The sequence below is a fragment of the Marinobacter denitrificans genome, from assembly GCF_008795955.1.
GTDB classification, from domain to species: domain Bacteria; phylum Pseudomonadota; class Gammaproteobacteria; order Pseudomonadales; family Oleiphilaceae; genus Marinobacter; species Marinobacter denitrificans.
Map to the genome: position 1 here is coordinate 1 of NZ_VMHN01000003.1, position 23133 is coordinate 23133.

The window sequence follows — 23133 nt, forward strand, 5'->3', positions numbered from 1 at the left end:
ACCCAAGACAATTGCGGATAACGCAACGAAATCAACATCACAGTCCTATCTCGTCCACCCAGTGATCAACCGTTTTGCCTGACGACCATAGCGGTCTGGAACCACCTGATCCCATCCCGAACTCAGCCGTGAAACAGACCAGCGCCGATGGTAGTGTGGCTTCTGCCCATGTGAGAGTAGGTCATCGTCAGGCTCTTAATACCTAAAACCCCGACAGCGTAAGCTGCCGGGGTTTTTTATTGCCTGAAGGAAACTGCAGGCTTTGACCTTTCCCCGGTCACTCAGTGATATACTGCCTGAAAACACTCGCTACGTTGTTCCGACGGAGATCGCTATGTCCGCGACAGACCACCTCGTTATCTTTGACACCACTTTGCGCGATGGCGAACAAAGCCCTGGCGCCACCATGACGAAAGCGGAAAAACTACGTATAGCGAAAGTCCTTGAGAAACTTCGTGTTGATGTGATCGAAGCCGGGTTCGCAATCGCCAGCCAGGGTGACTTTGATGCGGTGAAAGGCATTGCGGAGTCGATCAAGGGCTCTACCATTTGCAGTCTCGCCCGGGCTCTGGATAAGGATATCGATCGTGCTGCTGAAGCAGTAAGGCCGGCTGAACGCGGCCGCATACACACGTTTATTGCAACCTCTCCCATTCACATGAAGCATAAGCTGCAGATGCAGCCTGATGAGGTTGTGGAGCAGGCGGTCCGATCCGTCAAGCGGGCCCGTGGTCATGTCGATGATGTGGAGTTTTCCTGTGAGGACGCGGGCCGCTCAGAGCTGGACTTCCTGTGCCGAATTATTGAGGCGGCCATCAATGCCGGAGCCACCACCATCAATATCCCCGACACCGTGGGCTATGCAATTCCCGAGCAATTCGGCGAGACTATCCGGCAGTTGCTCAACCGTGTTCCGAATGCGGATAAAGCGGTTTTTTCTGTACACTGCCACAATGACCTCGGCCTTGCGGTTGCAAACTCCCTGGCGGCCGTCAGTAACGGTGCCCGGCAGGTCGAGTGCACCATCAACGGATTGGGCGAGAGGGCTGGCAACGCGTCCCTGGAAGAGTTGGTGATGGCGGTTCGTACCCGCCAGGATCTTTACACCATCGACACCCGCATTGATACGCAGCACATTGTGCCTGCCTCCCGGCTAGTGTCTACCATCACCGGGTTTCCGGTGCAGCCTAACAAAGCGATAGTGGGCGCGAATGCATTTGCCCATGAGTCCGGTATCCACCAGGACGGGGTGCTCAAGCACCGCGAAACCTATGAAATCATGCGAGCGCAGGATGTCGGCTGGCATACCAACAGTCTGGTGCTGGGCAAACATTCCGGAAGAAATGCTTTCCGTTCCCGCCTGCTTGAGCTGGGAATCCAGTTTGAGACCGAGACTGAGCTCAACGAAGCCTTCACCCGATTCAAGGCCCTGGCGGATCTGAAGCATGAGATATTTGATGAGGATTTACAGGCAATTGCCAGCCACACCCGCCAGAAAGAAGAGGATGGTCGGTACGGCCTTGTAACCATGCAGGTCTGCTCCGAAACCGGGGTAGTGCCCAGGGCCTTGCTGACGCTTCTAATGGATGGCAAAGAGCACAAGGTTGAGGCAGAGGGCAGTGGCCCTGTGGACGCTACGTTCAAGGCCATTGAGTCCCTGGTGGACTCGGGATGTAACCTTCAGCTCTATTCGGTCAACAACATTACCAGTGGAACTGACGCGCAGGGTGAAGTAACTGTACGCCTTGAGCGAGGCGGCCGTATCGTAAATGGCGTAGGAGCGGACACCGATATTATCATTGCCTCTGCAAAGGCCTACATCGAAGCTCTCAACCTGATCAGTCGCGGTGGTATTCGCCAGCACCCCCAGGGAGCTGACGTCTGAGCACGAAAGCAGGAAACGGATCAGTACTATGGTGATGACAGAGGCAGAGCGTCAGTATTACCTCGGGAAGGCGGGCATCCACCTTTGGTATGCCCGCGCGCCACTGCCGGGTGCTGCGCCCAGCCCCGAATTCCGGTTTCCGGAGGCCGATGATGCTCCTGAGGCCGACCCGGAACTGATAGTTGCACCATCTTCGCGGTCATCTACGCCAAATGCCCGCACTGATGGCCCGGGCAAAGATCGAATTGCCGGTCTGCAGGCATTAATGGCGAACACCAACTCTGAAGTGCGGAAGGACTCAGAGTCGGTGAAGCCGACCGAGCCGGCGAATGCCGGTCGCGCCGAGGCACCGGCTTCTGCACCCGATAGGCCGTTGTCGGGTGAGATAGTACCTGAACCGGATACTGCTGCAGAACCCGAACCACTGGGGCAGGTTGATGCGCATCTGGGCATCTGGATATCCGAGCATATGGTGCTTGTCAGTGGTATGTCTGACGAAGCCAGTGAGCGCTTGCAGCACACGCTGGCTGAAAATATTCTTTCCTCGCTTGGGGAATCCGTCGTGGCGGCACCGCGCCATATCCGCTGGCCTGTTTTTGGCAACCCACGTGTACCCGGCAATAGCGTGGAGGATTTCCGGCACACTCTCCGCAGTATGAGCAAAGAGTTCGGGGCCCGGAAACTTCTGTTGTTGGGGGTTATGACCGACGACATGGCCTCGGGTCGTGCTGAATGGCTAGCCGCTGCTCTCGGAGTTCCCGCAGTTGATTTTCCCCGAAGTCTGGCCGAACTCTCAGCGGTGCCGGCCTACAAGCGTGAGTTATGGCAACAACTCAAAGCTGGTCTCGGAGTCTGACCTGTGTCCAACGATGTCTACCGCAGGATCGAAGCCGGTACAATGACGATCAGGTCCCTGGGCGAGGACGATCTGCCTGAAGTGCTTGATATTGAATGTCAGGGCTATTCCTTTCCCTGGAGCGAGTCAGTCTTCCGAGGCTGTTTTCGTCCGGATTACCGGCTTTGGGCGCTGGAAAAGTGGGGTAGGCTAACGGGTTACGCAGTGGTTGCCTATATGGCAGGTGACGCGCATCTCCTGAATCTGTGTGTTGCTACCAGTGATAGAAGGTCCGGCGCCGGGCGGCACCTGCTGAGGCACCTGGTTGTAGAATCCGCGCGCGACGGCATGTCGCAGGTGCTCCTGGAAGTGCGGGACAGCAATGCTGGCGCGATAGACCTGTACGCCAGTGAAGGCTTCTCCGTTATCGGGCGCCGGCCGGGTTATTACCCCGGAGGCCCGGAACGCGAGGACGCTTTGGTGATGGCTCTGTCTCTCAATGGTCATTGTCCCTCTTCAGGTCCGCCCTAGCGCTGGTGTGCAGAGATGCGCATTCGCTTGAGTGGGTTATTACCCTTATAATGGCGACCGTTTTTACAGTCTCTCCGAATCAGGTTTTTACCAATTATGACGAGCCTTGCCAGCGAAGTATCCCATCGCCGCACGTTTGCGATTATTTCGCATCCGGATGCCGGTAAAACGACGATTACAGAAAAGGTGCTCCTGTTTGGTCAGGCCATACAGAAAGCTGGCACCGTTAAGGGCAAAAAATCCGGCCAGCACGCCAAGTCTGACTGGATGGAGATGGAAAAAGAGCGTGGTATATCGGTTACTACCTCGGTGATGCAGTTTCCTTATGGCGGCCGGCTGGTGAATCTGCTCGACACGCCGGGCCACGAAGATTTCTCGGAAGATACCTACCGGACCCTGACCGCTGTCGATTCCTGTCTGATGGTGATCGACAGTGCCAAGGGTGTCGAAGAGCGAACCATCAAGCTGATGGAAGTAACCCGCCTCCGGGATACCCCGATTCTTACATTCATGAACAAGCTGGACCGTGAAACCCGCGATCCGGTGGAGCTGATGGACGAAGTTGAAGACGTTCTCAAGATCGCCTGTGCTCCGATCACCTGGCCCATCGGAATGGGTAAGAACTTCAAAGGTGTATACCACCTGACGCGGGATGAAGTGATTCTCTATCAATCCGGCCAAGGACACATGATTCAGGAGAAGCGGGTTATCAGCGGTATTGATAATCCGGAGCTGGATACGGTGCTTGGCGCGTATGCGAATGACCTGCGGGAAGAGATTGAGCTGGTGAAGGGGGCGTCTCACGAGTTTGATCTGGAGGCCTTCCTGGCTGGTGAGCTGACTCCGGTGTTTTTCGGTACAGCCCTGGGTAATTTTGGTGTCGACCACATGCTCGATGGCCTGGTGGAGTGGGCGCCGGAACCGCAGCCGCGGGAAACTGATCAGCGCCTTGTAAAACCAGCTGAAGATGTGTTTTCCGGCTTTGTTTTCAAGATCCAGGCCAATATGGACCCTCAGCACCGGGATCGCGTGGCGTTTCTCCGGATTGTGTCCGGGCGATATCATCAGGGCATGAAAGCCCGCCACGTTCGCATCGGCAAGGACGTTCGGTTTTCTGATGCGCTGACCTTCATGGCGGGGGACAGGGAGCATGCGGGCGAAGCGTTTGCCGGGGACATTATAGGCCTGCATAACCATGGCACAATTCAGTTGGGCGATACGTTTACCTCGGGCGAAGAAATGAAGTTTACCGGCATTCCCAACTTTGCGCCGGAGCTGTTCCGTCGAATTCGCCTGAAAGATCCGCTCAAGTCCAAACAGCTGCAGAAAGGCCTGATTCAGCTTGCTGAGGAAGGGGCTGTGCAAGTGTTTCGGCCGCTGCGTAATAATGATCTGATTGTGGGCGCAGTTGGTGTGCTCCAGTTCGATGTTGTGGTCAGCCGGCTCAAGAGTGAGTACAAGGTAGAAGCAGTATATGAGCCCATCAATGTGGCGACTGCCCGCTGGGTGACATCTGCTGACGAGCGCAAACTTGATGAGTTTGAGCGCAAAGCCAACGATTTCCTGGCGCTTGACGGGAGTGATCGGCTGACTTACATAGCCCCGACCATGGTCAATCTGCAACTGGCCCAGGAGCGGCATCCTGACATAAGCTTCCATAAAACGCGGGAGCATTGATTCACCGGGGGAGTGGATGAGACTCATCGACGCACATTGCCATTTTGACTTTCCGGAATTTGACGGGCGTCGCGAGGCTGTGCTTGATGAAGCACGTAGTGCAGGCTTGTCCCACCTGGTTATTCCGGGCGTTCGCCGTCGTAACTGGGACAGAGTAAGCCGTATTGCCGCAGAGTATGAAGGGTTATATTACTGCCTTGGAATCCATCCCTGGTATGTGGAAGAGCATAACGAAGGCGACCTGAGCGCCCTGCGCGATGCACTTATGGGTCAACCGGGTCACTGCGTAGCATTAGGGGAGTGTGGGCTGGACCGCCTGCATGGTGATTTCAGTGAACAGTACCCGTGGTTTGAGGCGCAGGTTGATATTGCTGCACAGACGCACTTTCCGCTTGTGGTGCATTCCGTGAAGGCTCATGACGAAGTCTATGAAGTGCTGCGCCGCAAGCGTTTCGCAGGAAGAGCGCTTGTGCACGGGTTTTCAGGCAGTTTCCAGCAGGCGTCCAAGCTGATTGATCTGGGGTGTTTTATCGGTGTCGGCGGTGTAATCACCTATCCCCGCGCCAGAAAAACACGGGACACCATTGCCCGATTACCTGTCGATGCGCTGGTTCTGGAGACGGATGCGCCGGACATGGCGCCGGAGGGTGTATCGCCGGGGCAAAATTCGCCAACCTGTCTGCCGTTTATTTTCAATACACTCGTTGAGTTACGCGGGGCAGATCGGGAGGAGTTGGCGCGAGCACTGCTGGGTAATGTGCAGCGTCTATACGGCTGGAGCGAGATCGGGGCATCTGAGCGTTAGATCAGGTTGGCGGCAGGGTTACGGACAAGATAGGGGAATAACGAAACAAGCCGCTTCAGGGTTGGCTTTCCTTTTTGGTTCGGATATACTTCGCGCCCTGGCTTTTCAAGGCGATGCCATCATCTCAGCCCCGAATGATGTCACCGCCGCTTAATATACAGGTAAAGGACCTCCTCCGGATGCCGTGCATTTACCGGTGGTGGTTTTTAACGTTTCTTATATAGCGTTCAAGGCGGAATCAATGAAGACTCTGAGTGCGAAACCAGAAACAGTAACACGTGACTGGTACGTTGTAGACGCAGCCGGCAAGACGCTGGGTCGTCTGTCAACTGAAATCGCCCGTCGTCTGCGGGGCAAGCATAAGCCTGAGTATACCCCTCATGTCGACACTGGTGATTACATCGTGGTGATCAATGCCAGTCAGGTACGGGTTACCGGCAAAAAAGCATCTGACAAGATGTACTACAGTCACACCGGCTTTCCGGGTGGAATCAAGTCCATCAACTTCGAGAAGCTGGTCGACAAGGCTCCTGAGCAAATCATCCAGAAGTCTGTCAAAGGCATGCTTCCCAATGGTCCGCTCGGGCGTGCCATGTTCAAGAAGCTGAAAATTTATGCCGGCGCTGAGCATCCTCATGCAGCCCAGCAGCCCAAAGAACTCGACATTTAACGGAAGGCGGATATGTCTGTAGCACAAAATTACGGTACTGGTCGCCGCAAGACATCCACGGCTCGGGTTTTTATCAAGCCGGGAAGCGGTAACATTTCCATCAACGGGCGCACCATCGAGCAGTTCTTCGGTCGTGATACCCTGCGTATGATCGTTCGTCAGCCTCTGGTTGTCGCCGAATCTACTGATCGTTTTGATATCAACATCACCGTCAAGGGTGGTGGTATCAGCGGCCAGGCAGGCGCTATTCGCCACGGTCTGACCCGTGCCCTGATGGATTACGACGAAACACTGCGCCCTGCGCTGCGCAAAGCGGGCTATGTTACCCGCGATGCCCGTGAGGTTGAGCGGAAGAAAGTTGGTCTGCGCAAGGCGCGTAAGCGTCCTCAGTTCTCCAAGCGTTAAGTTTGCTGGAGCAGATCCGAAGAACCCGGTCCGTTGGCCGGGTTTTTTTGTGGTCGAAAAAAATCAATATCAATTTGATCCGGAACAGGTATTGGTCCGGCCTGAGACCTTTCCGACTTGTAAGGGCAGGGTAATTTCATTACCATTTGAGCGCTTATATTTTTGGGTTGTGAGAAGTCCTTTTCGATGTGCAGTTTCCCTTTAAACAGGGCTGCATGTCGCCTGATGGGAGAGAACCATAATGAGTAATGGCGACGTGAGCCAAGGCAGGCGCCGGTTTCTGATCGGTGCCACGTCTGTGGTGGGTGGTGTCGGCGTCGTCGGTGCGGCCGTGCCTTTCGTAGCATCCTGGAATCCCAGTGCCAAAGCGGAAGCAGCCGGTGCACCGGTCACCGTCAATGTCAGTAAGCTCGAGCCCGGTCAGCAGATGACTGTCGAGTGGCGCGGGAAGCCGGTGTGGGTCATTCGACGCACCGATGAAATGAATGAGAACATCCGCAAGCAGGATGAGCTCGTAAAAGATCCGCTGTCTGAGGATGCGGCCCAGCCTGCCTACATTGAAGGCGAGTTGCGTGCCATCAAGGAAGACTACGCTGTCGTTGTCGGCATCTGTACACACCTTGGCTGTTCTCCCCAGTTCCGTCCGGAAGTGGCTCCCGCTGACCTTGGCGAAGACTGGCTGGGCGGATTTTACTGTGCGTGTCACGGCTCGAAGTACGATCTGGCTGGCCGTGTCTTCCCGAATCAGCCGGCACCCACTAACCTGGAGGTGCCTCCCTACCGCTATGACGACGAGAACACCTTGACCGTCGGTCTGGATCCTGAGGGGGCAGCGTAATGAACAAGTTAGTGAATTGGGTTGATGAGCGTCTTCCGATTGTTGACGCGTGGAACAAGCACCTGGGCAAGTACTATGCGCCCAAAAACTTCAACATGTGGTATTTCTTTGGCTCCCTGGCCATGCTGGTGTTGGTGAATCAGCTGATCACCGGTATCTGGCTGACCATGAGCTATAACCCTTCCGCTGAAGGTGCGTTTGCCTCTGTTGAATACATCATGCGGGACGTGGAATGGGGCTGGCTGCTCCGTTATCTGCACTCCACCGGTGCTTCCGCTTTCTTCGTGGTCGTTTACCTTCACATGTTCCGTGGCCTCATGTATGGGTCCTACCAGAAGCCCCGTGAGCTGATCTGGATTTTCGGCATGCTGATCTACCTGGTGCTGATGGCAGAAGCCTTCATGGGCTATCTGCTGCCCTGGGGGCAGATGTCCTACTGGGGTGCTCAGGTAATCGTGAACCTGTTCGGTGCCATTCCTGTTATCGGTGACGACCTGTCGCTGTGGATCCGCGGTGATTACCTGATTTCCGGCATCACCCTGAACCGTTTCTTTGCATTGCACGTTGTTGCATTACCGATCGTCCTCCTCGGGCTGGTGGTTCTGCACATCCTCGCGCTGCACGAGGTGGGTTCGAACAACCCCGACGGTATCGACATCAAGAAGAACAAGGATGAAAACGGTGTGCCTAAAGACGGCATTCCATTCCACCCCTATTACACAGTTCATGATCTCATGGGCGTTGGTGTCTTCTTCTTTATCTTCTTTATCGTGGTGTTCTTCTTCCCGGAGATGGGCGGCCTGTTCCTGGAGAAACCGAACTTTGAGCCGGCAAATGCGCTCAAGACGCCTGACCATATCGCCCCAGTGTGGTACTTCACGCCATTCTACGCGATGCTACGTGCGGTCACCGTCGACCTCTTCGGTCTGGATGCCAAATTCTGGGGCGTGGTCGTCATGGGCGGCGCCATCGCCATACTGTTTGTCCTGCCCTGGCTTGACAGGAGCCCGGTGCGCTCCATGCGTTACAAGGGATGGCTCAGCAAAATCGCCCTGGTGATCTTTGCAGTGAGTTTCATCGTTCTGGGGTATCTCGGTATTGTTCCGGCAACAGCGGGGCGTACGACCGTTGCGCAGATTCTGACAACGTTCTACTTCCTCTACTTTATCCTCATGCCGTTCTACACACGCATGGAGAAAACAAAGCCAGTTCCAGAGAGGGTGACAGGATAATGAGAAAGCTGATAGTTGGTCTTTTCATAGCGATCCTGCCGGCTCTCGGGCTGGCAGCCGGGGCCTCCGTTGAACTGGATACGATGGAGCCGGACCACACCAACAAAGAGTCCCTCCAGCGCGGTGCGGCCCTGTTCACCAACTACTGCATGGGGTGCCACTCCATGGAGTACGCTCGCTATAAGCGGGTATCTGAAGATCTGGGCATTCCTCAGGAACTGTATGAGGAGAATCTGATTTTCACCGGCGCGAAAATCGGCGAGCTGATGAAGAATTCCATGAACAAGGATATGGCGGCCGACTGGTTTGGCGCTCCGCCACCAGACCTGACACTGGAGTCCCGTCTTCGCGGCGAGGATTGGATCTATTCCTACCTGCGTGGCTTCTACAAGGATGATACACGGCCATTGGGCGTGAACAATGTTGTCTTCGACAACGTTGGTATGCCCCATGTCATGGCAGACCTGCAGGGGCTGTGTGCCGTCGAGCCGCGAATTGGTGAGGGGGCAAGTGTTGACCCGCTCAGTGGCGACGTCCGCAATGCGGATATCTGTCCAGAGTGGGAAACCGAGGGCTCCATGTCGCCAGCGGAATTCAACAGCGCCATGTACGACCTGACCAACTTCATGTCCTACATGGGGGATCCGGTTAAGGTTGAGCGTGAAAGGCTAGGTATGTTTGCCCTCATCTTTGTGGCGATCTTCTTTATCTTTGCCTACCTGCTTAATCGCGAATACTGGAAGGACGTACACTGAGATTTCAGGTATAATCCTTATCCCTGAGTTCCAGCGGGCAATTGCCGGCCCGCTGGATTTTTGCGTTTTTCAGGGTCAATTCGGTTAGTCAAATCGTGAGGTAGTTCTATGGGCGTTGTGACCAAGCGGTCATCAATGACGTTTTTCTCGGACCCGGCCAGTCATTACAGCCACAGAGTCCGCATTGTGCTGGCAGAAAAGGGCGTAACAGTCGACGTCGTAAATGTTGATCCGGACAACCCTCCCGGAGAGCTGGCCGATCTGAATCCTTACAATGCCCTTCCCACACTGGTGGATCGTGACCTTGTGCTCTACGAGCCCAATATCATGATGGAGTACCTGGACGAGCGTTTCCCGCACCCGCCATTGCTTCCGGTATATCCGGTGGCAAGAGCGAACAGCCGGTTGATGATTCATCGCATCCAGAAAGACTGGTGTGGGCTGGTGGATCAGATTCTTGCCCAGCCAAATGCCAAGGCCTCGGATGCTGCGCGTAAAGAGCTTCGTGAGAGCCTGCTGGCGACCGCCCCGCTGTTTGGTGAAATGCCGTTCTTCCTGTCGGAAGAGTTCACTATCGTGGACTGCTGTATTGCCCCGATTCTGTGGCGCCTGCCTGCTCTTGGAATTGAGCTCAATGAAAAGCAGGCAAAACCGCTTCAAAAGTACATGGACAGCATTTTCAGTCGCGAAGGGTTCAAGGCAAGCCTGTCGGACCTGGAAGAAGATATTCGCAGTTGATTTGCAGAGCCTGAAACCGGTTCAGGAGAAAGGCAGTGCCTGATAGCAAGATAACCATGACATCGAGCCGCCCCTATCTCGTCAGGGCGTTCAATGAGTGGATTCTCGATAACGACTGCACCCCCTATATTGTGGTCGATGCAGGAATTCAGGGCGTGCAGGTGCCTACTGAGCACGTCGCAAATGGGCAGATTGTGCTCAATATCAGCCCCGGGGCCGTTCGCGGTCTGGTCATCGGAAACGGTGCACTGGAGTTCAGTGCTCGCTTCGGTGGTGTGCCTATGCAGGTGTTTATTCCTTTGCAAGCGGTTATGGCGGTTTACGCCAAGGAAAACGGCGAAGGTATGGTCTTTGGCAGTGAACCTGGCTCGCCGGATCCGGAAGGGCCGGAAGGCAAGGATGGAGATAGTGCTGGTGACAACGGCCAGAACGGAGAGCGGCCTAGTGGTCGGCCAACCCTCAAGGTGGTGAAATAACCTCCGATTGTGCCGGAAAGCGTTGTCAGCCCCAAAAAAGCCAGCTGTTATAACCAGCTGGCTTTTTTATTACCCACCGAAAAGTTTTTCGTCAATCAGCCCGCACAAGGCGTTGATAATCACCAGCATGATAGGTGTGGCGGCAGTGGGGGAAAGGTTATCGAGCGCAATTTCATGATCTTCGGGGTGCAATAGCGATGTAATGTCGGTTTTTTCCTTGGCGCTCAGCACCACAACGTTCATTTCCCGATCATGAGCGGCCTGTATGGCCTGTATCAGATTGGCCTTGTGACCATCATCCACAAAGACCATAAGCAGATCATTGGCCTTGCCAATGGCCCGTACCTGTCTGGAAAACGTATCGTTGAAACGGTTGTCGCGGCAGATGGCAGAATAGGTTGTTGCGTCAGCGCCGAGGTTGATTGCGGGCAGGGCAGGACGATCCTGCTCAAACCGATTAAGTAGCGCGGTGCAAAAGTACTGGGCAAGGATGTTGGCATTACCATTGGCGCAGGTAATAATTTTGCCATCACTGAGCAGTGTGCCTACGAGGGCGTCCGACGCTCTTTCTATGCCAGGTGCTGTTGAGCTGGCGGCGTGTGCGGTATGCTCCATGTGGGTGGCGAACCACTGATTAATCTGTTGCTCGGTATCCGTCATAGTCAGGCCTGAATGGCATTTTTGATCCATTGTATCCGGTATTTTGTGCGTTCGCCCGGTGCAATCGCAACAACATCGATACGACTGCAGGCATTCCACAGACCATGCTTGTGGAGATAGAACGAGGCGGCCCTGATCAGTCGTTTCTGTTTCGTGGGGGTGATGGACTCCGCCGCGCCGACCAGACTGCCGGCTCTCCGGAAGCGAACTTCAAAAAACACCAGAGTTTCGCCATCCCTGCCGACCAGGTCGATCTCTCCGCCTCGGCTGAACACGTTTCGTTCAAGGATATGAACGCCGCGACTCATAAGGTAGCGGGCGGCGACACCTTCTGCGTGATTGCCGGTAGATTTTCGGGATTGCTGAGCGCCATCCATGGCGGGGCCCCGGGTTTACTGTTCCTGAAGGGGAAGTTCGTCCATTTCCTGCGTTTCTGTCGTTGCGGCCTCTTCTACCGGCGGCAGTTCCTCTGGTGTTCCGTTGCGGAAGCGGGCCCACAGTTGTTCCCGGTGGATGCTGCCCTCGGGAGTCATGGCCAGTTCTCCGGTCTGTCCGTCAAGAGTCGCCCCTTCCACGTGCTGCAGCAGCTGCAGACGTTTGCTCAGATTCCAGGCATCCGCGCCCATGGCGAACAGGCGGCCAAGCTGGCCTCTGATGTCGGGCATGGCCTCTTTTACAACAGTTCGAAACTGATTGTTCTCTTCCAGTATCCAGGGTGTGTCTGTGAAATTAACGCCATTCAGGTCGCGGTCCCGGGAGGGGTCGGGGTTGCCCTCATAAACCATCGACGGGGAATATACAGGCAGATCGCCGCCAAAATAGAAGGCGAATAACGGCTTGAACTGTCTGGCAATCGTAGGCTCGGCCACCATGACAATGCCATCTGCATCCTGGCGGCGCCGGGGTTCGAACTCCACGTCGATACCGGCAGTGCGTTCGACGTCGATGGCCCGGTCACGGGAGACGGTGATCCCCAGCAAATCGGCTGTCACTGCGCGCAGATTGTCTTCAGGATAATACCGTTCTATATCCAGCGCCGCGCCTTCATTTTGTTCCAGGCGCTGAAGCAGTGCATTCTCGAGTCTGTCACCCCATTCCCCGGCTGGGATCAGTGCCAGGATCTGGTCAACGCCTTCAGCGGTCATGCGGTCAGCGATCTGCCGCGCCTCGTCTTCTGCAGAAAGACCGAACTGGTAAAGCCCGGACGGAGCTTCCGTGTCTTGGGGTAAATAGTTCAGTCCAAGAACCGGAACCGGCAAAGCGTCCATCTTGGCCAGTGATGCCAGCGCGTCCTTTTCCAGGGGGCCAACAATCAGGTCCTGGCCCTCATTGCTCAGTTCATTGTAGAGCTGGTTAAAGGAGCTGCCAGAGGTGTCCACGACACGGAGGCTGATTTTTTCCCGGTCCGCTGAGCCGTCTTCATAGTAAGCGGCAAAGAATCCATCGCGGATGGCGGCCCCGGCACTTGCGAGGGGCCCGCTAAGTGGAACTGCCAGAGTGATCCTTTCCGGGCGGGTTTCGGCCAGGCTGGCAATGAGCTTCAGCTCTGCCGGCGGGGTCGAGGCCGCAGGATGGTCCGACCAATTATTCTGCCAGTTGCGGATCATCCTGCCCTGTTCTTCCAGGTTGGTACCGGGCTCTCTGAGGATACCTGCCAGTTCAAGCCAGCCTTGGGCCTCATAGCCAATAGCGCGCCCTTCCTTATCAGCCAGTTCCGTGTCGGATGTCTGTTTCAGGTTCTGCCAGATAGCATCGTGGAGAGACTGGGTGTCAGCATTGGCGTCTGCCTCTGCAAGTAGAATCAGAGTGATAGCGGCTGCCAGGTTGTCGCCGGCAAGCCGATAGGTCTGTTCCTGCAGTTTTGCGGCGCGGTCAATCAGGTCCCGTTCATAGTTCAGAAAGTGGTCCGGTGTGATTCTTGCCGCGATATCGTCTGCCCATGGAGCGTCATCCAGGGCGGTTGCGCTTGCCATGGACAGCAGTAGTTGTTGGTTTTCCGTCTCCTGATCAGCCGAATCAAACTGGTTACTCTGCAGAAGTGTTCTGGCGTCCCGGTGCTGGTTCTGATTCTGGAACCTGTCCGCTGCCTGCAACAGATAGGACTGTGCCTCTTTGCGGTCTCCTGTGCTGGCAGCAACATCAAGAGCTTCGCTGGCGCTTGTGGCGACGTGAGAGTCGAGGTTCACGCTGGCGCAACCCGCAAACAGCAGTACCATCGCCATAAAGAGGGCGGTGATTCTCAGGTTCAGGCGATATCTGGTCATGGCTGGCTCACAATACTCCGGGTTATTACGCTTGTGGCGCCGGGTAATCGGCGGCATCATGCCGGAAGCCAGGACCCTGCCGGGCTTCCCGTAAATGGTTTGCTTTATCAGGCCCGCAAGTTTAACAGCTCCCACGTGAATTCACATGACGTTGGTGTCATACGCCGGAGCAAAGAGAGGTACTCGTGAACTCGGAGAATGACCAGCCAGAGAAATCTGGCACACTTTATATAGTGGCCACTCCCATCGGTAATCTGGACGATATGTCTCCCAGGGCCGCCTCAATTTTATCACGGGTTTCCGTAATCGCAGCGGAGGACACCAGGCATAGTGGCCGGCTCATGCAGCACCTGGGAATTCGGAAGCCAATGATGGCGCTGCACGATCATAATGAGCGGGACAAGGCCGGGCAGGTTCTGGACAGGCTTGCGGCCGCCGAAGATGTCGCTCTGATCTCCGATGCCGGAACACCGCTGATTTCTGATCCGGGGTATGTGCTTGTGCGAGAGGCGCGTGCACGTGGTTTTCGGGTGAGTCCCGTGCCCGGGGCCTGTGCTCTCGTCTCGGCATTAAGCGCTGCCGGCTTACCAACCGACCGGTTCTTGTTCGAGGGTTTTCTGCCCGCCAGACGGGGCGCCCGCAAGGCAGTGTTGGAGGACCTTGCCAGAGAGTCCGCAACCCTGGTGTTCTACGAGTCTCCCCATCGAATTGTCGACACGGTCAGAGAGATCGAAAGGGTTATGGGGAGTGAGCGTGAGCTGGTGCTGGCCCGGGAGCTTACAAAAGCATTCGAGACTTTCTATGCAGGCGGCGCCGGCTCGGTTGCAGATGCCCTTGAGGCCGACCCCCATGGCAGTCGCGGTGAATTCGTGGTCATGGTTCATGGAGCCAGTGAGACCGAGGTTGCCGTAGGTTCCGCTGAGGTGGACCGCGTGCTGGGATTGTTGCTGGAGGAGCTGCCGGTTAAAAAAGCGGCAAAGCTGGCGGCGGAGTTGACTGGCCGCTCCAAGAACGAGCTCTACCAGCGTGCACTGGAGTTGAAAGCGGAATAATCGGGGCGTCGATGTTGTTCGTTTTCCCTTGCCTGCTACCGTGAGCTGGAGTATGGTCTCGCCCGAGCTCGCCAGACAGTCGCCGCCGGTTTTACCGGGGGAGGAAAGTCCGGGCTCCACAGGGCAAGGTGCCAGGTAACGCCTGGGCGGCGTGAGCCGACGGAAAGTGCAACAGAAAGTATACCGCCTAAGTGGCCGTGACACGTTCACGGGCACCGGTAAGGGTGAAACGGTGCGGTAAGAGCGCACCGCGTGACTGGCAACAGTTCACGGCGATGGTAAACCCCACCTGGAGCAAGACCAAATAGGAATCCTATGGCGCGGCCCGCGCTGGATTCGGGTAGGTCGCTTGAGGCCTGTGGCGACGCAGGCCCTAGATGAATGACTGTCCCAGACAGAACCCGGCTTACCGGCGAGCTCATTTTTCTTTTCCGCTTTATGTGACATCTGACATTCTCACCAGCGTCCTTTTATAGCCAAAAAATCTTAGAGCTCACTTGTCATCTTCAGTTCTGTCTGCAGGTGATTGATTTTTGGGTTTTTCTTTTCCGTAATCTCCAGCCTGATGCCAATCTTGTTCTGTAACCTCTTGTCATAAAAGGAACTTTCCCAGGTGTGGTGCTGTTCGCGGCGCTTGCATTGTGTATTGCGTGTTTCTATAGTGTGCACAAGTGGGAAAAAGTGGTTTCTAGTGGTTATTTGTGGTTTCTGAACCCCGGAATTGGTGCAAATGAGCAATTTTCTTGGCAGTCATGCCATCAATATGGATGCGAAGGGTCGCCTTGCGATCCCCGCCAGAGTGCGTGAAGAGTTCGCGCACGCCTGCGGTGGGCGCATCGTATTGACGGCCAATGCCGATGAAGAGCGCTGCCTGTTGGTGTATCCGGAGCCGCAGTGGGAGGCCCTGAGGCCGCAGATTGAAGCACTTCCCAACATGAACAAGGCAGCCCGCAGGCTGCAGCGCCTGTTGCTGGGGCATGCCACGCCATTGGAGCTGGACTCCGCCGGCCGAATCCTGGTACCGCCGACGTTGCGCAGTTATGCGCGCCTCGAGAAAAAGCTGATGTTGATAGGGCAGGGCAAGAAACTTGAGCTCTGGAGTGAAGAGCGCTGGTTCGCATGGCTGGACGAGTCGTCGGACGAAGAAGAAATGCCGCCGGAAATGGAGGCATTGTCGCTATGAGCGCCGGCCGCCGTCAGGAGTCGGCCGGTGAGTACCGGCATCGCTCTGTGCTCCTGGACTCTGCGGTCGATCTGCTGGTTAACGATCCGGAGGGTGTCTATATCGATGGCACCTTCGGTCGCGGGGGGCACAGCCGCCTTATTCTCGGCCAGTTGGGACCAGGCGGCAAACTGCTTGGCATCGACAAGGATCCGGAGGCCATTCAGGTGGCCCGTGAGCTGGCGGACGAAGATTCGCGGTTTCGACCCTATCATGGTTCCTTCGCGGAACTGGGCGCGGCGGCTGATGCCCAGGGGTGGACGAAGGTTAATGGCGTGTTGCTGGATCTTGGTGTTTCATCCCCGCAACTGGATGACGCTACCCGGGGGTTCAGCTTCATGCGTGATGGTCCGCTGGATATGAGAATGGATCCGGGCCAGGCGCCGAGTGCCGCGCAGTGGTTGGCCGAAGCGGATGAAAAAGACATCGCATACGTGATCTGGCGATACGGTGAAGAAAGGTTCTCCCGCCGTATCGCCCGTCTCGTTGTAGAGCGCCGTAAAGAGGCGCCGCTTGAGACCACGCATCAGCTGGCGTCACTGGTCAGCGAGGCGGTTCCGAAAAAAGAGAAGCACAAGCATCCGGCTACCCGGACGTTCCAGGCGATCCGTATTTTTATCAATCGGGAACTGGAAGACCTGGAAGAGGGGCTCAGTGCTGCCGCTGAAAAGCTGATGCCCGGCGGAAGGCTGGTGGTGATCAGCTTTCACTCGTTAGAAGACCGACTGGTCAAGCGTTTCATGCGTGACCTGGCTCGCGGCCCGAGACTGCCCAAAGGCGTGCCGGTAACTGCAGCGCAGGAAGCGTCGGCATTCCGGCTGATTGGTAAGGCGAACAAGGCGGATTCAGAAGAAGTCAGTGACAACGTGCGTGCGAGAAGCGCTGTTATGCGTGTTCTCGAACGGATACCGGAATAACACAAGCAACACCACAATTAGGGAGCGCGTGAAAATGGGCGCGGTAGCCATAGAAAGGCCGACAAAAACAGCACGGCTCAACAAGCAGCGGGTCAGGGATGGTGTGGCTACAGCGGTCAGGCTGTCGCAGCAGGTATTCACCGCGCTACAACAAAGGCGTGTGCTGATATCCATGGGGCTGGTGATGCTTCTGGTGATTTCCTCACTGGGTGTTGTCGTCAGTGCCCATGAGAACAGGGAGCTGTTCAATACCCTGTCGCAGCTGCAGGAGCAGCGGGATAACTACCAGCGCGAGTGGAGCCAGTTGCTGCTGGAGCAAAGTGCATTGAGCGCACACGGACGGGTGGAGCAGTTGGCGTCCGAGCGTTTTGACATGGTTGTGCCGGGGAAGCAGGACATCGTTCTGGTGCCATTGATAGCGCCTCTCGTTGGGGCGCGATAAACGACCATAACAAACCGTAAGGTGAAGGCATTGTCCGATCAGGGAAAGACAGCATCATGGGGCCAGCGACTGGCTGCCGGGCTTGGAGCCTGGCGGTATGGCACCGTGTTGGGTGTATTTCTTCTGGTTGTGAGCGCCCTGGCATGGCGCCTGGTTGATCTGCACGTAGTGGATAACGAGTTCCTGCGAAAGCAGGGCGACGTGAGGACCATACGGGTCGAAAGTATCGATGCCCATCGGGGGGTTGTCACGGATCGCCATGGCGAGTCGTTGGCGGTCAGCACACCGGTTCAGACGATCTGGGCGAACCCGTCGGAGATCGATCCGGAAGAGCCCGCACTGACGAATGTCGCGCGATTACTGGGTATCAATGAAGCCAGACTCCGGGAGCGCCTTCGGACGTATGCAGCACGGGAGTTTGTCTACCTGCGCCGTAAACTTCAGCCAGAGATCGCCAGGCAGGTACTTGCCATGGGCATCCCCGGGTTGTATAGCCGCCAGGAATACCGTCGCTATTACCCCGCCGGAGAGGTGACTTCCCATGTCGTGGGCTTCACCAATATTGATGAAAGCGGCCAGGAAGGTATCGAACTGGCCTACAACGAGTGGTTGAGCGGTGAGAGCGGCCGAAAGCGGGTGCTGAAGGACAATCGTGGGCGTGTCATCAAGGACCTGACGTTGATTCGTGATGCCAAGCCCGGGCGAAATCTTGAGCTCAGTATCGATTTGCGATTGCAATACCTGGCTTACCGGGAACTCAAGGCTGTGGTGGGTGCTCATGATGCGCGGGGCGGAACTCTGGTGATGCTGGATGTGGACACCGGTGAAGTTCTGGCGATGGTAAACCAGGGGTCTTACAACCCTAATGATCGCACCCAGCTTAGCCCCGACCGTTTGCGGAACAAAGCGATAACCGACCTGTTTGAACCCGGGTCGACTATGAAACCGGTGTCTATGGCCGCTGCCCTCGAATCCGGAAAATTCAAGGCGTCCAGCACAATAGATACAGCGCCAGGATATCGGCGTTTTGGTCGTTTTACGATCCGGGATCATCGGAATTATGGCGTCATCAGTCTTACAGATGTGATTGCAAAATCCAGCAACGTCGGTATCAGCAAGATTGCCACTGAACTGGGCGGCGACACCATCCGGGACCTATACGCTCGCCTCGGGCTGGGCCAGCCCACAGGGATCGGGTTTCCTGGTGAGGCTGTTGGCGTGCTACCGGCTCCACCAAAGTGGCGGCCCGTTGAAGAGGCAACCCTGTCTTACGGCTACGGCATGAGCGTCAACGCTCTTCAGTTGGCTCAGGCCTACATGGTGTTGGCCAACGGCGGCATCCGCTATCCGTTAAGTCTCCTGAAAGCTGAAGAGCGCCCTGTGGGGGAACGAGTTCTTTCTGAAGAAGTCTCATTTCAGGTCAGGGAGATGTTGCGGGAAGTGGTGGAAAACGGTACCGGGAAACGCGCTCAGCCGGGTTTCTATTCCGCTGGCGGCAAAACCGGAACCGTTCACCTGGTGGGCAAGGGCGGATATGAAGACAGCCAGTACAAGGCCATATTTGCCGGTATGGCTCCGATCGACAATCCGAGAATTGTCACAGTGGTGGCGGTGGATGCGCCCCAGTCCGGAGAATATTACGGTGGCGAAGTGGCTGCACCGGTATTCGCCCGGGTTATGGGTGACGCGTTACGGCTGCTGAACGTAAAGCCGGAACTGGAGCTGGGCAAGGCGCAAGAGCCGCGCCGGGCTTCCGGGGAGCGGGGTTAGGGTTATGTGTATTACATCACTCAGCACATTGTTGCAGGGGATCGCGCCGGTGCCATCGGTGTTTGATGTCACTATTCACGGCCTGAAAACCGACAGTCGGGAAGTCAGGGCCGGCGACGCTTTTGTTGCGCTGGCCGGAGCCCGAACGCCCGCGGACCACTATATTGAACATGCCATCCACGCGGGTGCTACCGTGATCCTGCTGGAAGTAACGCAAGCGGACGAATGCCACGAGCATGAAGGTGCGCTGATCGTGCCGGTAACGGATTTGCGAGTCCGCCTGGGGAAGATCGCGGACCGGTTCTTCGAGCACCCCTCCCAGCGATTGCGCCTGATCGGTGTGACCGGCACCAATGGCAAAACCTCCGTGAGTCATTACATCGCGACCCTTTTGCAGGAGACCGGTACCCCCTGTGGCGTTATAGGTACTGTTGGTTACGGGATGCCCGGTGCACTGCAGCAGGGTTCCCATACGACCCCGGATGTTGTTGAGATAAACCATGTGCTGTCGCGGATTCTTGCCCAGGGTGGGCGTGCAGCGGCGATGGAAGTGTCGTCCCATGCTCTTGATCAGGGGCGTATCGATAACCTGACCATGACCGGGGCGGTTTTTACCAACCTTACCAGGGATCACCTCGACTACCACGGGTCCATGGAGGCCTATGGTGCTGCCAAGGCCCGTCTGTTTGACCGGGAAGAGTTGCACTTCGCCGTGGTCAATTTTGATGACCCGTTCGGAAGGCAGCTTTATGAGCAGCTTGAGGGTAAATGTGACCGCGTCCGTTACAGTCTGCACGAGGCCCAGACCGAGCTCTGGATGACAGAGTTCTCGCCCTTGAACGATGGTTTTACTGCCAGCGTTGATGGGCTCTGGGGGCGGTTTGAAATTTCCGCTCCGGTACTGGGTAGCTTTAATGTCAGCAATATTCTGGCCGCGATGGCGGCGGTTCTCAGCCTCGGCGTACCGGTAGAAAGGGTGCAGCGCGCCGTTGAACGGTTATCGCCGCCCCCCGGGCGGCTGGAGCCATTCGCCGGTGGGAACGGCGTCCGCGTGGTGGTGGACTACGCTCATACGCCGGATGCCCTCAACAGCGCACTCGCAGCCTTGCGTCCCCATGTTAGTGGGCGGTTGTTCTGCGTTTTTGGCTGCGGCGGAAACCGCGATACCGGCAAGCGCCCCGAGATGGCCCGGGAAGCAGAAAAAGCAGCGGACGTGGTGATCGTGACGGATGACAACCCCCGCAGCGAGAACCCGGATGCCATAACCGACGAGATAGTGGCCGGTTTCAGCCACCCGGAACAGGTGGCAGTTATCCACGACCGTGCCGAAGCCATCCGACAGGCCATTAACCTGGCGGTTGCGGGCGATATTGTCCTGATAGCGGGCAAGGGGCATGAGGCCTGGCAGGAAATGGCAGGCCAGCGTATTCCGTTCAGCGATGCTGAGCAGGTGAGGCACGCACTGTCACTGAACGGAGGTGTCGCATGATGCAGGCGTTTGCTTTGACCGATGCCCAGACCTGGCTTGGGGGCACCACCGCTGGAGACAGCCTGGAAGGGCTGGTGTTCGGTGGTGTCTCTACCGACACGCGCAAAATCGCGACCGGGGATTTGTTTGTAGCGCTGCGTGGTGAGAATTTTGACGGGCATGACTACCTGGCGGTCGCCGAGAAGGCAGGCGCCGTAGCTGCGGTGGTGGACAAGACTGATCCGGACCTGGCCCTTCCACAGATCCTGGTGGCAGACACGGTAGAAGCACTGGCAAAACTGGCCGCGGGTAACCGTAACGCCAGTCGGGCCCGGTTTGTGGCCATCACCGGTAGCAGTGGAAAAACCACGGTGCGGGAAATGGTAGCTGCCATCCTCTCCCGCGTTGGCAATACCCTGGCTACCGAAGGCAACCTTAACAATCATATCGGCGTCCCGCTGACCCTGTTCCGGTTGGCGCCTGAGCATGAGTACGGCGCCATTGAGCTGGGCGCCAGCGGGCTGAACGAAATTTCCCACACGGTCAACATCGTACGACCTGATGTATCCATACTGACCAACGCGGGGCAGGCCCATCTGGAAGGCTTTGGCGGCTACGACAACATCGTGCTTGCCAAGGGTGAAATTATTGACGGCGTCGCAGAATCCGGCCTGGTTGTGCTTAACCGGGACGACCCTGCATTCGATACATGGAAACGGCGAGCCGGTGAGCGACGGGTTGTTGGTGTCAGCAGGCAGGCCAGCGCCGGAGGCGACTACTTTTCCGAAAGCATCCGTGACGATGAAAATTCGCTGGTCTTCCGCGCTTGTGGCCCCGAGGGCTGGGCTTGTGATGTAAGCCTGCCATTGCACGGTGAGCACAACATTACCAATGCACTGCTGGCGATTGCTGCCACACGCGAGTTGGGCGCCAGTGATGAGGCTGTTCAGCTGGGGCTGGCGTCAGTGCAGGCGGTCAAGGGGCGGCTGCAGATTCTTGAGCTGTCGCCCCGGTTAACCGTCATCGATGACAGCTATAACGCCAACCCGGCCTCGATCAAGGCAGCATTAGGCGTGTTGGCTGCGCGTCCAGGCAGCCGCATTGCGGTTCTGGGGGGCATGGCGGAACTGGGGCCGGACAGTCTCGGGCTGCATCGGGAGGTGGGTGAGTTTGCCAGGGCCATGGGTATCGAACGCCTGCTTGTCGTGGGCGATGGTTGTGAAGGATATGTTGACGGGTTCGGGGATGCCGCCGAGGTGTGTACGACCCATGAGGACGCGGTGCGTCGTCTGTTTGAGGGGCCTGCCGATTCGCAGACGGTACTGGTCAAGGGTTCTCGCAGTTCCGCCATGGATCGCGTGGTGGAGGGAATAAAAGAAAAGGTGGGTAACACATGCTGCTCTGGCTGACAGAGGCTCTTTCACAATATTTTTCCGCGCTGACGGTTTTCCAGTACCTGACCGTCCGGGGCATTTTCGGTGTGCTGACGGCATTGCTGATTTCCCTGCTCATCGGGCCGTTCATGATTCGCAAGCTGAGCCAGTACCAAATAGGTCAGGCGGTACGTGACGACGGACCGCAGACGCATCTGAGTAAAGCCGGGACCCCGACCATGGGTGGGGCTTTGATCCTGGTGGCAGTGGGGGTCAGCTCATTGCTCTGGGCTGATCTGAGCAACCGGTATGTCTGGGTCGCAATTCTGGTGACCCTGTTCTTCGGCGCCATTGGCTGGGTGGATGATTATCGCAAGGTGGTGGAACGCAACCCCCGAGGTTTGCCGGCCCGCTGGAAGTACTTCTGGCAGTCCGTGATTGGTGCCACGGCGGCCTTTGCATTGTTCATGAGCTCTTCGCTACCCCAGGAAACCTCGCTATATGTGCCGTTCCTGAAGAATGTGTCGCTGACCCTGGGGCCGGTGCTGTTCATCCTGCTGAGTTATTTCGTGATTGTCGGCAGCAGTAACGCGGTGAATCTCACCGACGGCCTTGATGGCCTCGCGATTATGCCGACGGTTATGGTAGCGGCGGCTCTGGGTATCTTTGCCTATGTTTCGGGCCATGCCCAGTTTGCGGATTATCTGCTGATCCCCCACCTGCCGGGGACCGGCGAACTGATTGTTTTCTGCGGAGCCCTGGTGGGAGCCGGGCTGGGCTTCCTGTGGTTCAACACTTATCCGGCCCAGGTTTTCATGGGCGATGTGGGAGCCCTGGCCCTGGGTGCTGCCCTGGGCGTGGTGGCGGTTATTGTGAGGCAGGAAATTGTGCTTTTCATTATGGGCGGCGTGTTCGTGATGGAAACCATCTCTGTGATTTTACAGGTGGCGTCTTTCAGGCTGACCGGCAGGCGGATATTCCGCATGGCGCCCCTGCATCATCATTTTGAATTGAAAGGCTGGCCTGAGCCGCGGGTTATCGTGCGCTTCTGGGTCGTTACCGTTGTACTTGTACTGGTTGGCCTGGCCAGCCTGAAACTGAGATAGGGAAGCAGAACA

General features: G+C 56.7%; 23 protein-coding genes, 1 rRNA gene and 1 other RNA gene. 22 read left to right on the forward strand and 3 right to left on the reverse strand.

Annotated elements, in window-relative coordinates:
- The first annotated feature begins 77 nt into the window (after positions 1-77).
- The 13 genes from rrf to FO268_RS12155 all read left to right on the forward strand — a co-directional run bounded on the left by rrf (position 78) and on the right by FO268_RS12155 (position 10847).
- Positions 78-193, forward strand: a 5S ribosomal RNA gene (gene rrf / locus FO268_RS12095).
- Positions 194-334: 141 nt separating this feature from the next.
- Positions 335-1885 carry a 2-isopropylmalate synthase gene (locus FO268_RS12100; protein ID WP_150993368.1) on the forward strand — a complete coding sequence of 517 codons (1551 nt, stop codon included), beginning with the start codon at positions 335-337 and terminating at the stop codon, positions 1883-1885.
- 28 nt (positions 1886-1913) lie between these two features.
- Positions 1914-2741, forward strand: a complete 828-nt coding sequence (locus FO268_RS12105) for a 2-isopropylmalate synthase (RefSeq protein WP_150993370.1) — start codon at positions 1914-1916, stop codon at positions 2739-2741.
- 3 nt (positions 2742-2744) lie between these two features.
- Positions 2745-3251 (forward strand): ribosomal protein S18-alanine N-acetyltransferase, encoded by a 507-nt coding sequence (gene rimI / locus FO268_RS12110; RefSeq protein WP_225316677.1) that lies wholly within the window; start codon positions 2745-2747, stop codon positions 3249-3251.
- Positions 3252-3347: 96 nt separating this feature from the next.
- The gene (gene prfC / locus FO268_RS12115; protein WP_150993372.1) at positions 3348-4928 is read left to right on the forward strand and encodes a peptide chain release factor 3; all 1581 of its coding nucleotides are present in this window, start codon (positions 3348-3350) and stop codon (positions 4926-4928) included.
- A 16-nt stretch (positions 4929-4944) separates the two neighbouring features.
- Positions 4945-5733: a TatD family hydrolase gene (locus FO268_RS12120; RefSeq protein WP_150993374.1), complete on the forward strand. Its 789-nt coding sequence runs from the start codon at positions 4945-4947 to the stop codon at positions 5731-5733.
- Between the two features lie 241 nt (positions 5734-5974).
- Positions 5975-6403 (forward strand): 50S ribosomal protein L13, encoded by a 429-nt coding sequence (gene rplM, locus FO268_RS12125; RefSeq protein WP_150993376.1) that lies wholly within the window; start codon positions 5975-5977, stop codon positions 6401-6403.
- 12 nt (positions 6404-6415) lie between these two features.
- Complete coding sequence (rpsI, locus tag FO268_RS12130) at positions 6416-6808, forward strand: 30S ribosomal protein S9 (RefSeq protein ID WP_150993378.1); 393 nt, start codon at positions 6416-6418, stop codon at positions 6806-6808.
- Positions 6809-7049: 241 nt separating this feature from the next.
- Entirely contained in the window at positions 7050-7646 is a 597-nt protein-coding gene (gene petA, locus FO268_RS12135) for a ubiquinol-cytochrome c reductase iron-sulfur subunit (RefSeq protein ID WP_150993380.1), read from the forward strand.
- Positions 7646-8878, forward strand: a complete 1233-nt coding sequence (locus tag FO268_RS12140; RefSeq protein ID WP_150993382.1) for a cytochrome b — start codon at positions 7646-7648, stop codon at positions 8876-8878. The genes petA and FO268_RS12140 overlap by 1 nt, the downstream gene beginning before the upstream one ends.
- Positions 8878-9633: a cytochrome c1 gene (locus tag FO268_RS12145; RefSeq protein ID WP_150993384.1), complete on the forward strand. Its 756-nt coding sequence runs from the start codon at positions 8878-8880 to the stop codon at positions 9631-9633. The genes FO268_RS12140 and FO268_RS12145 overlap by 1 nt, the downstream gene beginning before the upstream one ends.
- A gap of 108 nt (positions 9634-9741) precedes the next feature.
- The gene (locus FO268_RS12150) at positions 9742-10371 is read left to right on the forward strand and encodes a glutathione S-transferase N-terminal domain-containing protein (protein ID WP_150993386.1); all 630 of its coding nucleotides are present in this window, start codon (positions 9742-9744) and stop codon (positions 10369-10371) included.
- Positions 10372-10427: 56 nt separating this feature from the next.
- On the forward strand, positions 10428-10847 hold the full coding sequence (locus FO268_RS12155) for a ClpXP protease specificity-enhancing factor (RefSeq protein WP_191966963.1): 420 nt from the start codon (positions 10428-10430) through the stop codon (positions 10845-10847).
- A 69-nt stretch (positions 10848-10916) separates the two neighbouring features.
- On the opposite strand, the gene FO268_RS12160 is transcribed toward FO268_RS12155, so the two are convergent.
- From FO268_RS12160 to FO268_RS12170, 3 genes are read right to left on the reverse strand one after another with little or no spacing between them, the layout of a single operon-like run.
- Positions 10917-11507, reverse strand: coding sequence for an SIS domain-containing protein (locus tag FO268_RS12160; protein ID WP_150993390.1), 591 nt, complete (start codon positions 11505-11507; stop codon positions 10917-10919).
- A gap of 2 nt (positions 11508-11509) precedes the next feature.
- Positions 11510-11884 carry a YraN family protein gene (locus FO268_RS12165; RefSeq protein WP_150993392.1) on the reverse strand — a complete coding sequence of 125 codons (375 nt, stop codon included), beginning with the start codon at positions 11882-11884 and terminating at the stop codon, positions 11510-11512.
- Between the two features lie 15 nt (positions 11885-11899).
- Positions 11900-13906 carry a penicillin-binding protein activator gene (locus FO268_RS12170; RefSeq protein WP_225316679.1) on the reverse strand — a complete coding sequence of 669 codons (2007 nt, stop codon included), beginning with the start codon at positions 13904-13906 and terminating at the stop codon, positions 11900-11902.
- Positions 13907-13956: 50 nt separating this feature from the next.
- Here FO268_RS12170 and rsmI point away from each other — a divergent pair, with 50 nt between their 5' ends.
- The 9 genes from rsmI (at position 13957) to mraY (ending at position 23121) form a co-directional block, all read left to right on the forward strand.
- Positions 13957-14823 carry a 16S rRNA (cytidine(1402)-2'-O)-methyltransferase gene (rsmI, locus tag FO268_RS12175; RefSeq protein ID WP_150993394.1) on the forward strand — a complete coding sequence of 289 codons (867 nt, stop codon included), beginning with the start codon at positions 13957-13959 and terminating at the stop codon, positions 14821-14823.
- A gap of 63 nt (positions 14824-14886) precedes the next feature.
- Positions 14887-15248, forward strand: an RNA gene (gene rnpB / locus FO268_RS12180) — RNase P RNA component class A.
- Positions 15249-15553: 305 nt separating this feature from the next.
- Positions 15554-16006 carry a division/cell wall cluster transcriptional repressor MraZ gene (mraZ, locus tag FO268_RS12185; RefSeq protein ID WP_150993396.1) on the forward strand — a complete coding sequence of 151 codons (453 nt, stop codon included), beginning with the start codon at positions 15554-15556 and terminating at the stop codon, positions 16004-16006.
- Positions 16003-16962: a 16S rRNA (cytosine(1402)-N(4))-methyltransferase RsmH gene (rsmH, locus tag FO268_RS12190; protein ID WP_150993398.1), complete on the forward strand. Its 960-nt coding sequence runs from the start codon at positions 16003-16005 to the stop codon at positions 16960-16962. The genes mraZ and rsmH overlap by 4 nt, the downstream gene beginning before the upstream one ends.
- A gap of 34 nt (positions 16963-16996) precedes the next feature.
- Positions 16997-17404: a cell division protein FtsL gene (gene ftsL, locus FO268_RS12195; RefSeq protein WP_150993400.1), complete on the forward strand. Its 408-nt coding sequence runs from the start codon at positions 16997-16999 to the stop codon at positions 17402-17404.
- Positions 17405-17434: 30 nt separating this feature from the next.
- Entirely contained in the window at positions 17435-19174 is a 1740-nt protein-coding gene (locus FO268_RS12200) for a peptidoglycan D,D-transpeptidase FtsI family protein (RefSeq protein WP_150993402.1), read from the forward strand.
- Positions 19175-19178: 4 nt separating this feature from the next.
- A complete protein-coding gene (locus FO268_RS12205; RefSeq protein WP_150993404.1) occupies positions 19179-20663 on the forward strand; it encodes a UDP-N-acetylmuramoyl-L-alanyl-D-glutamate--2,6-diaminopimelate ligase in 1485 nt (494 codons plus the stop codon).
- The gene (locus FO268_RS12210) at positions 20660-22051 is read left to right on the forward strand and encodes a UDP-N-acetylmuramoyl-tripeptide--D-alanyl-D-alanine ligase (protein ID WP_150993406.1); all 1392 of its coding nucleotides are present in this window, start codon (positions 20660-20662) and stop codon (positions 22049-22051) included. The genes FO268_RS12205 and FO268_RS12210 overlap by 4 nt, the downstream gene beginning before the upstream one ends.
- Positions 22036-23121 (forward strand): phospho-N-acetylmuramoyl-pentapeptide-transferase, encoded by a 1086-nt coding sequence (gene mraY / locus FO268_RS12215; protein WP_150993408.1) that lies wholly within the window; start codon positions 22036-22038, stop codon positions 23119-23121. Before FO268_RS12210 ends, mraY begins: the two co-directional genes overlap by 16 nt.
- Positions 23122-23133 lie beyond the last annotated feature (12 nt).

Excerpts from the sequence above, each read along its gene's own strand:
- FO268_RS12165 (WP_150993392.1), bottom strand. The coding sequence starts at position 11,884 with ATGGATGGCGCTCAGCAATCCCGAAAATCTACCGGCAATCACGCAGAA.
- FO268_RS12105 (WP_150993370.1), top strand. The coding sequence starts at position 1,914 with ATGGTGATGACAGAGGCAGAGCGTCAGTATTACCTCGGGAAGGCGGGC.
- mraZ (WP_150993396.1), top strand. The coding sequence starts at position 15,554 with ATGAGCAATTTTCTTGGCAGTCATGCCATCAATATGGATGCGAAGGGT.
- FO268_RS12150 (WP_150993386.1), top strand. The coding sequence starts at position 9,742 with ATGGGCGTTGTGACCAAGCGGTCATCAATGACGTTTTTCTCGGACCCG.
- FO268_RS12160 (WP_150993390.1), bottom strand. The coding sequence starts at position 11,507 with ATGACGGATACCGAGCAACAGATTAATCAGTGGTTCGCCACCCACATG.
- FO268_RS12205 (WP_150993404.1), top strand. The coding sequence starts at position 19,179 with ATGTGTATTACATCACTCAGCACATTGTTGCAGGGGATCGCGCCGGTG.
- mraY (WP_150993408.1), top strand. The coding sequence starts at position 22,036 with ATGCTGCTCTGGCTGACAGAGGCTCTTTCACAATATTTTTCCGCGCTG.
- rpsI (WP_150993378.1), top strand. The coding sequence starts at position 6,416 with ATGTCTGTAGCACAAAATTACGGTACTGGTCGCCGCAAGACATCCACG.
- FO268_RS12100 (WP_150993368.1), top strand. The coding sequence starts at position 335 with ATGTCCGCGACAGACCACCTCGTTATCTTTGACACCACTTTGCGCGAT.
- petA (WP_150993380.1), top strand. The coding sequence starts at position 7,050 with ATGAGTAATGGCGACGTGAGCCAAGGCAGGCGCCGGTTTCTGATCGGT.
- ftsL (WP_150993400.1), top strand. The coding sequence starts at position 16,997 with ATGGGCGCGGTAGCCATAGAAAGGCCGACAAAAACAGCACGGCTCAAC.
- FO268_RS12120 (WP_150993374.1), top strand. The coding sequence starts at position 4,945 with ATGAGACTCATCGACGCACATTGCCATTTTGACTTTCCGGAATTTGAC.
- FO268_RS12145 (WP_150993384.1), top strand. The coding sequence starts at position 8,878 with ATGAGAAAGCTGATAGTTGGTCTTTTCATAGCGATCCTGCCGGCTCTC.
- FO268_RS12140 (WP_150993382.1), top strand. The coding sequence starts at position 7,646 with ATGAACAAGTTAGTGAATTGGGTTGATGAGCGTCTTCCGATTGTTGAC.
- prfC (WP_150993372.1), top strand. The coding sequence starts at position 3,348 with ATGACGAGCCTTGCCAGCGAAGTATCCCATCGCCGCACGTTTGCGATT.
- FO268_RS12155 (WP_191966963.1), top strand. The coding sequence starts at position 10,428 with ATGACATCGAGCCGCCCCTATCTCGTCAGGGCGTTCAATGAGTGGATT.
- rplM (WP_150993376.1), top strand. The coding sequence starts at position 5,975 with ATGAAGACTCTGAGTGCGAAACCAGAAACAGTAACACGTGACTGGTAC.
- FO268_RS12210 (WP_150993406.1), top strand. The coding sequence starts at position 20,660 with ATGATGCAGGCGTTTGCTTTGACCGATGCCCAGACCTGGCTTGGGGGC.
- rsmH (WP_150993398.1), top strand. The coding sequence starts at position 16,003 with ATGAGCGCCGGCCGCCGTCAGGAGTCGGCCGGTGAGTACCGGCATCGC.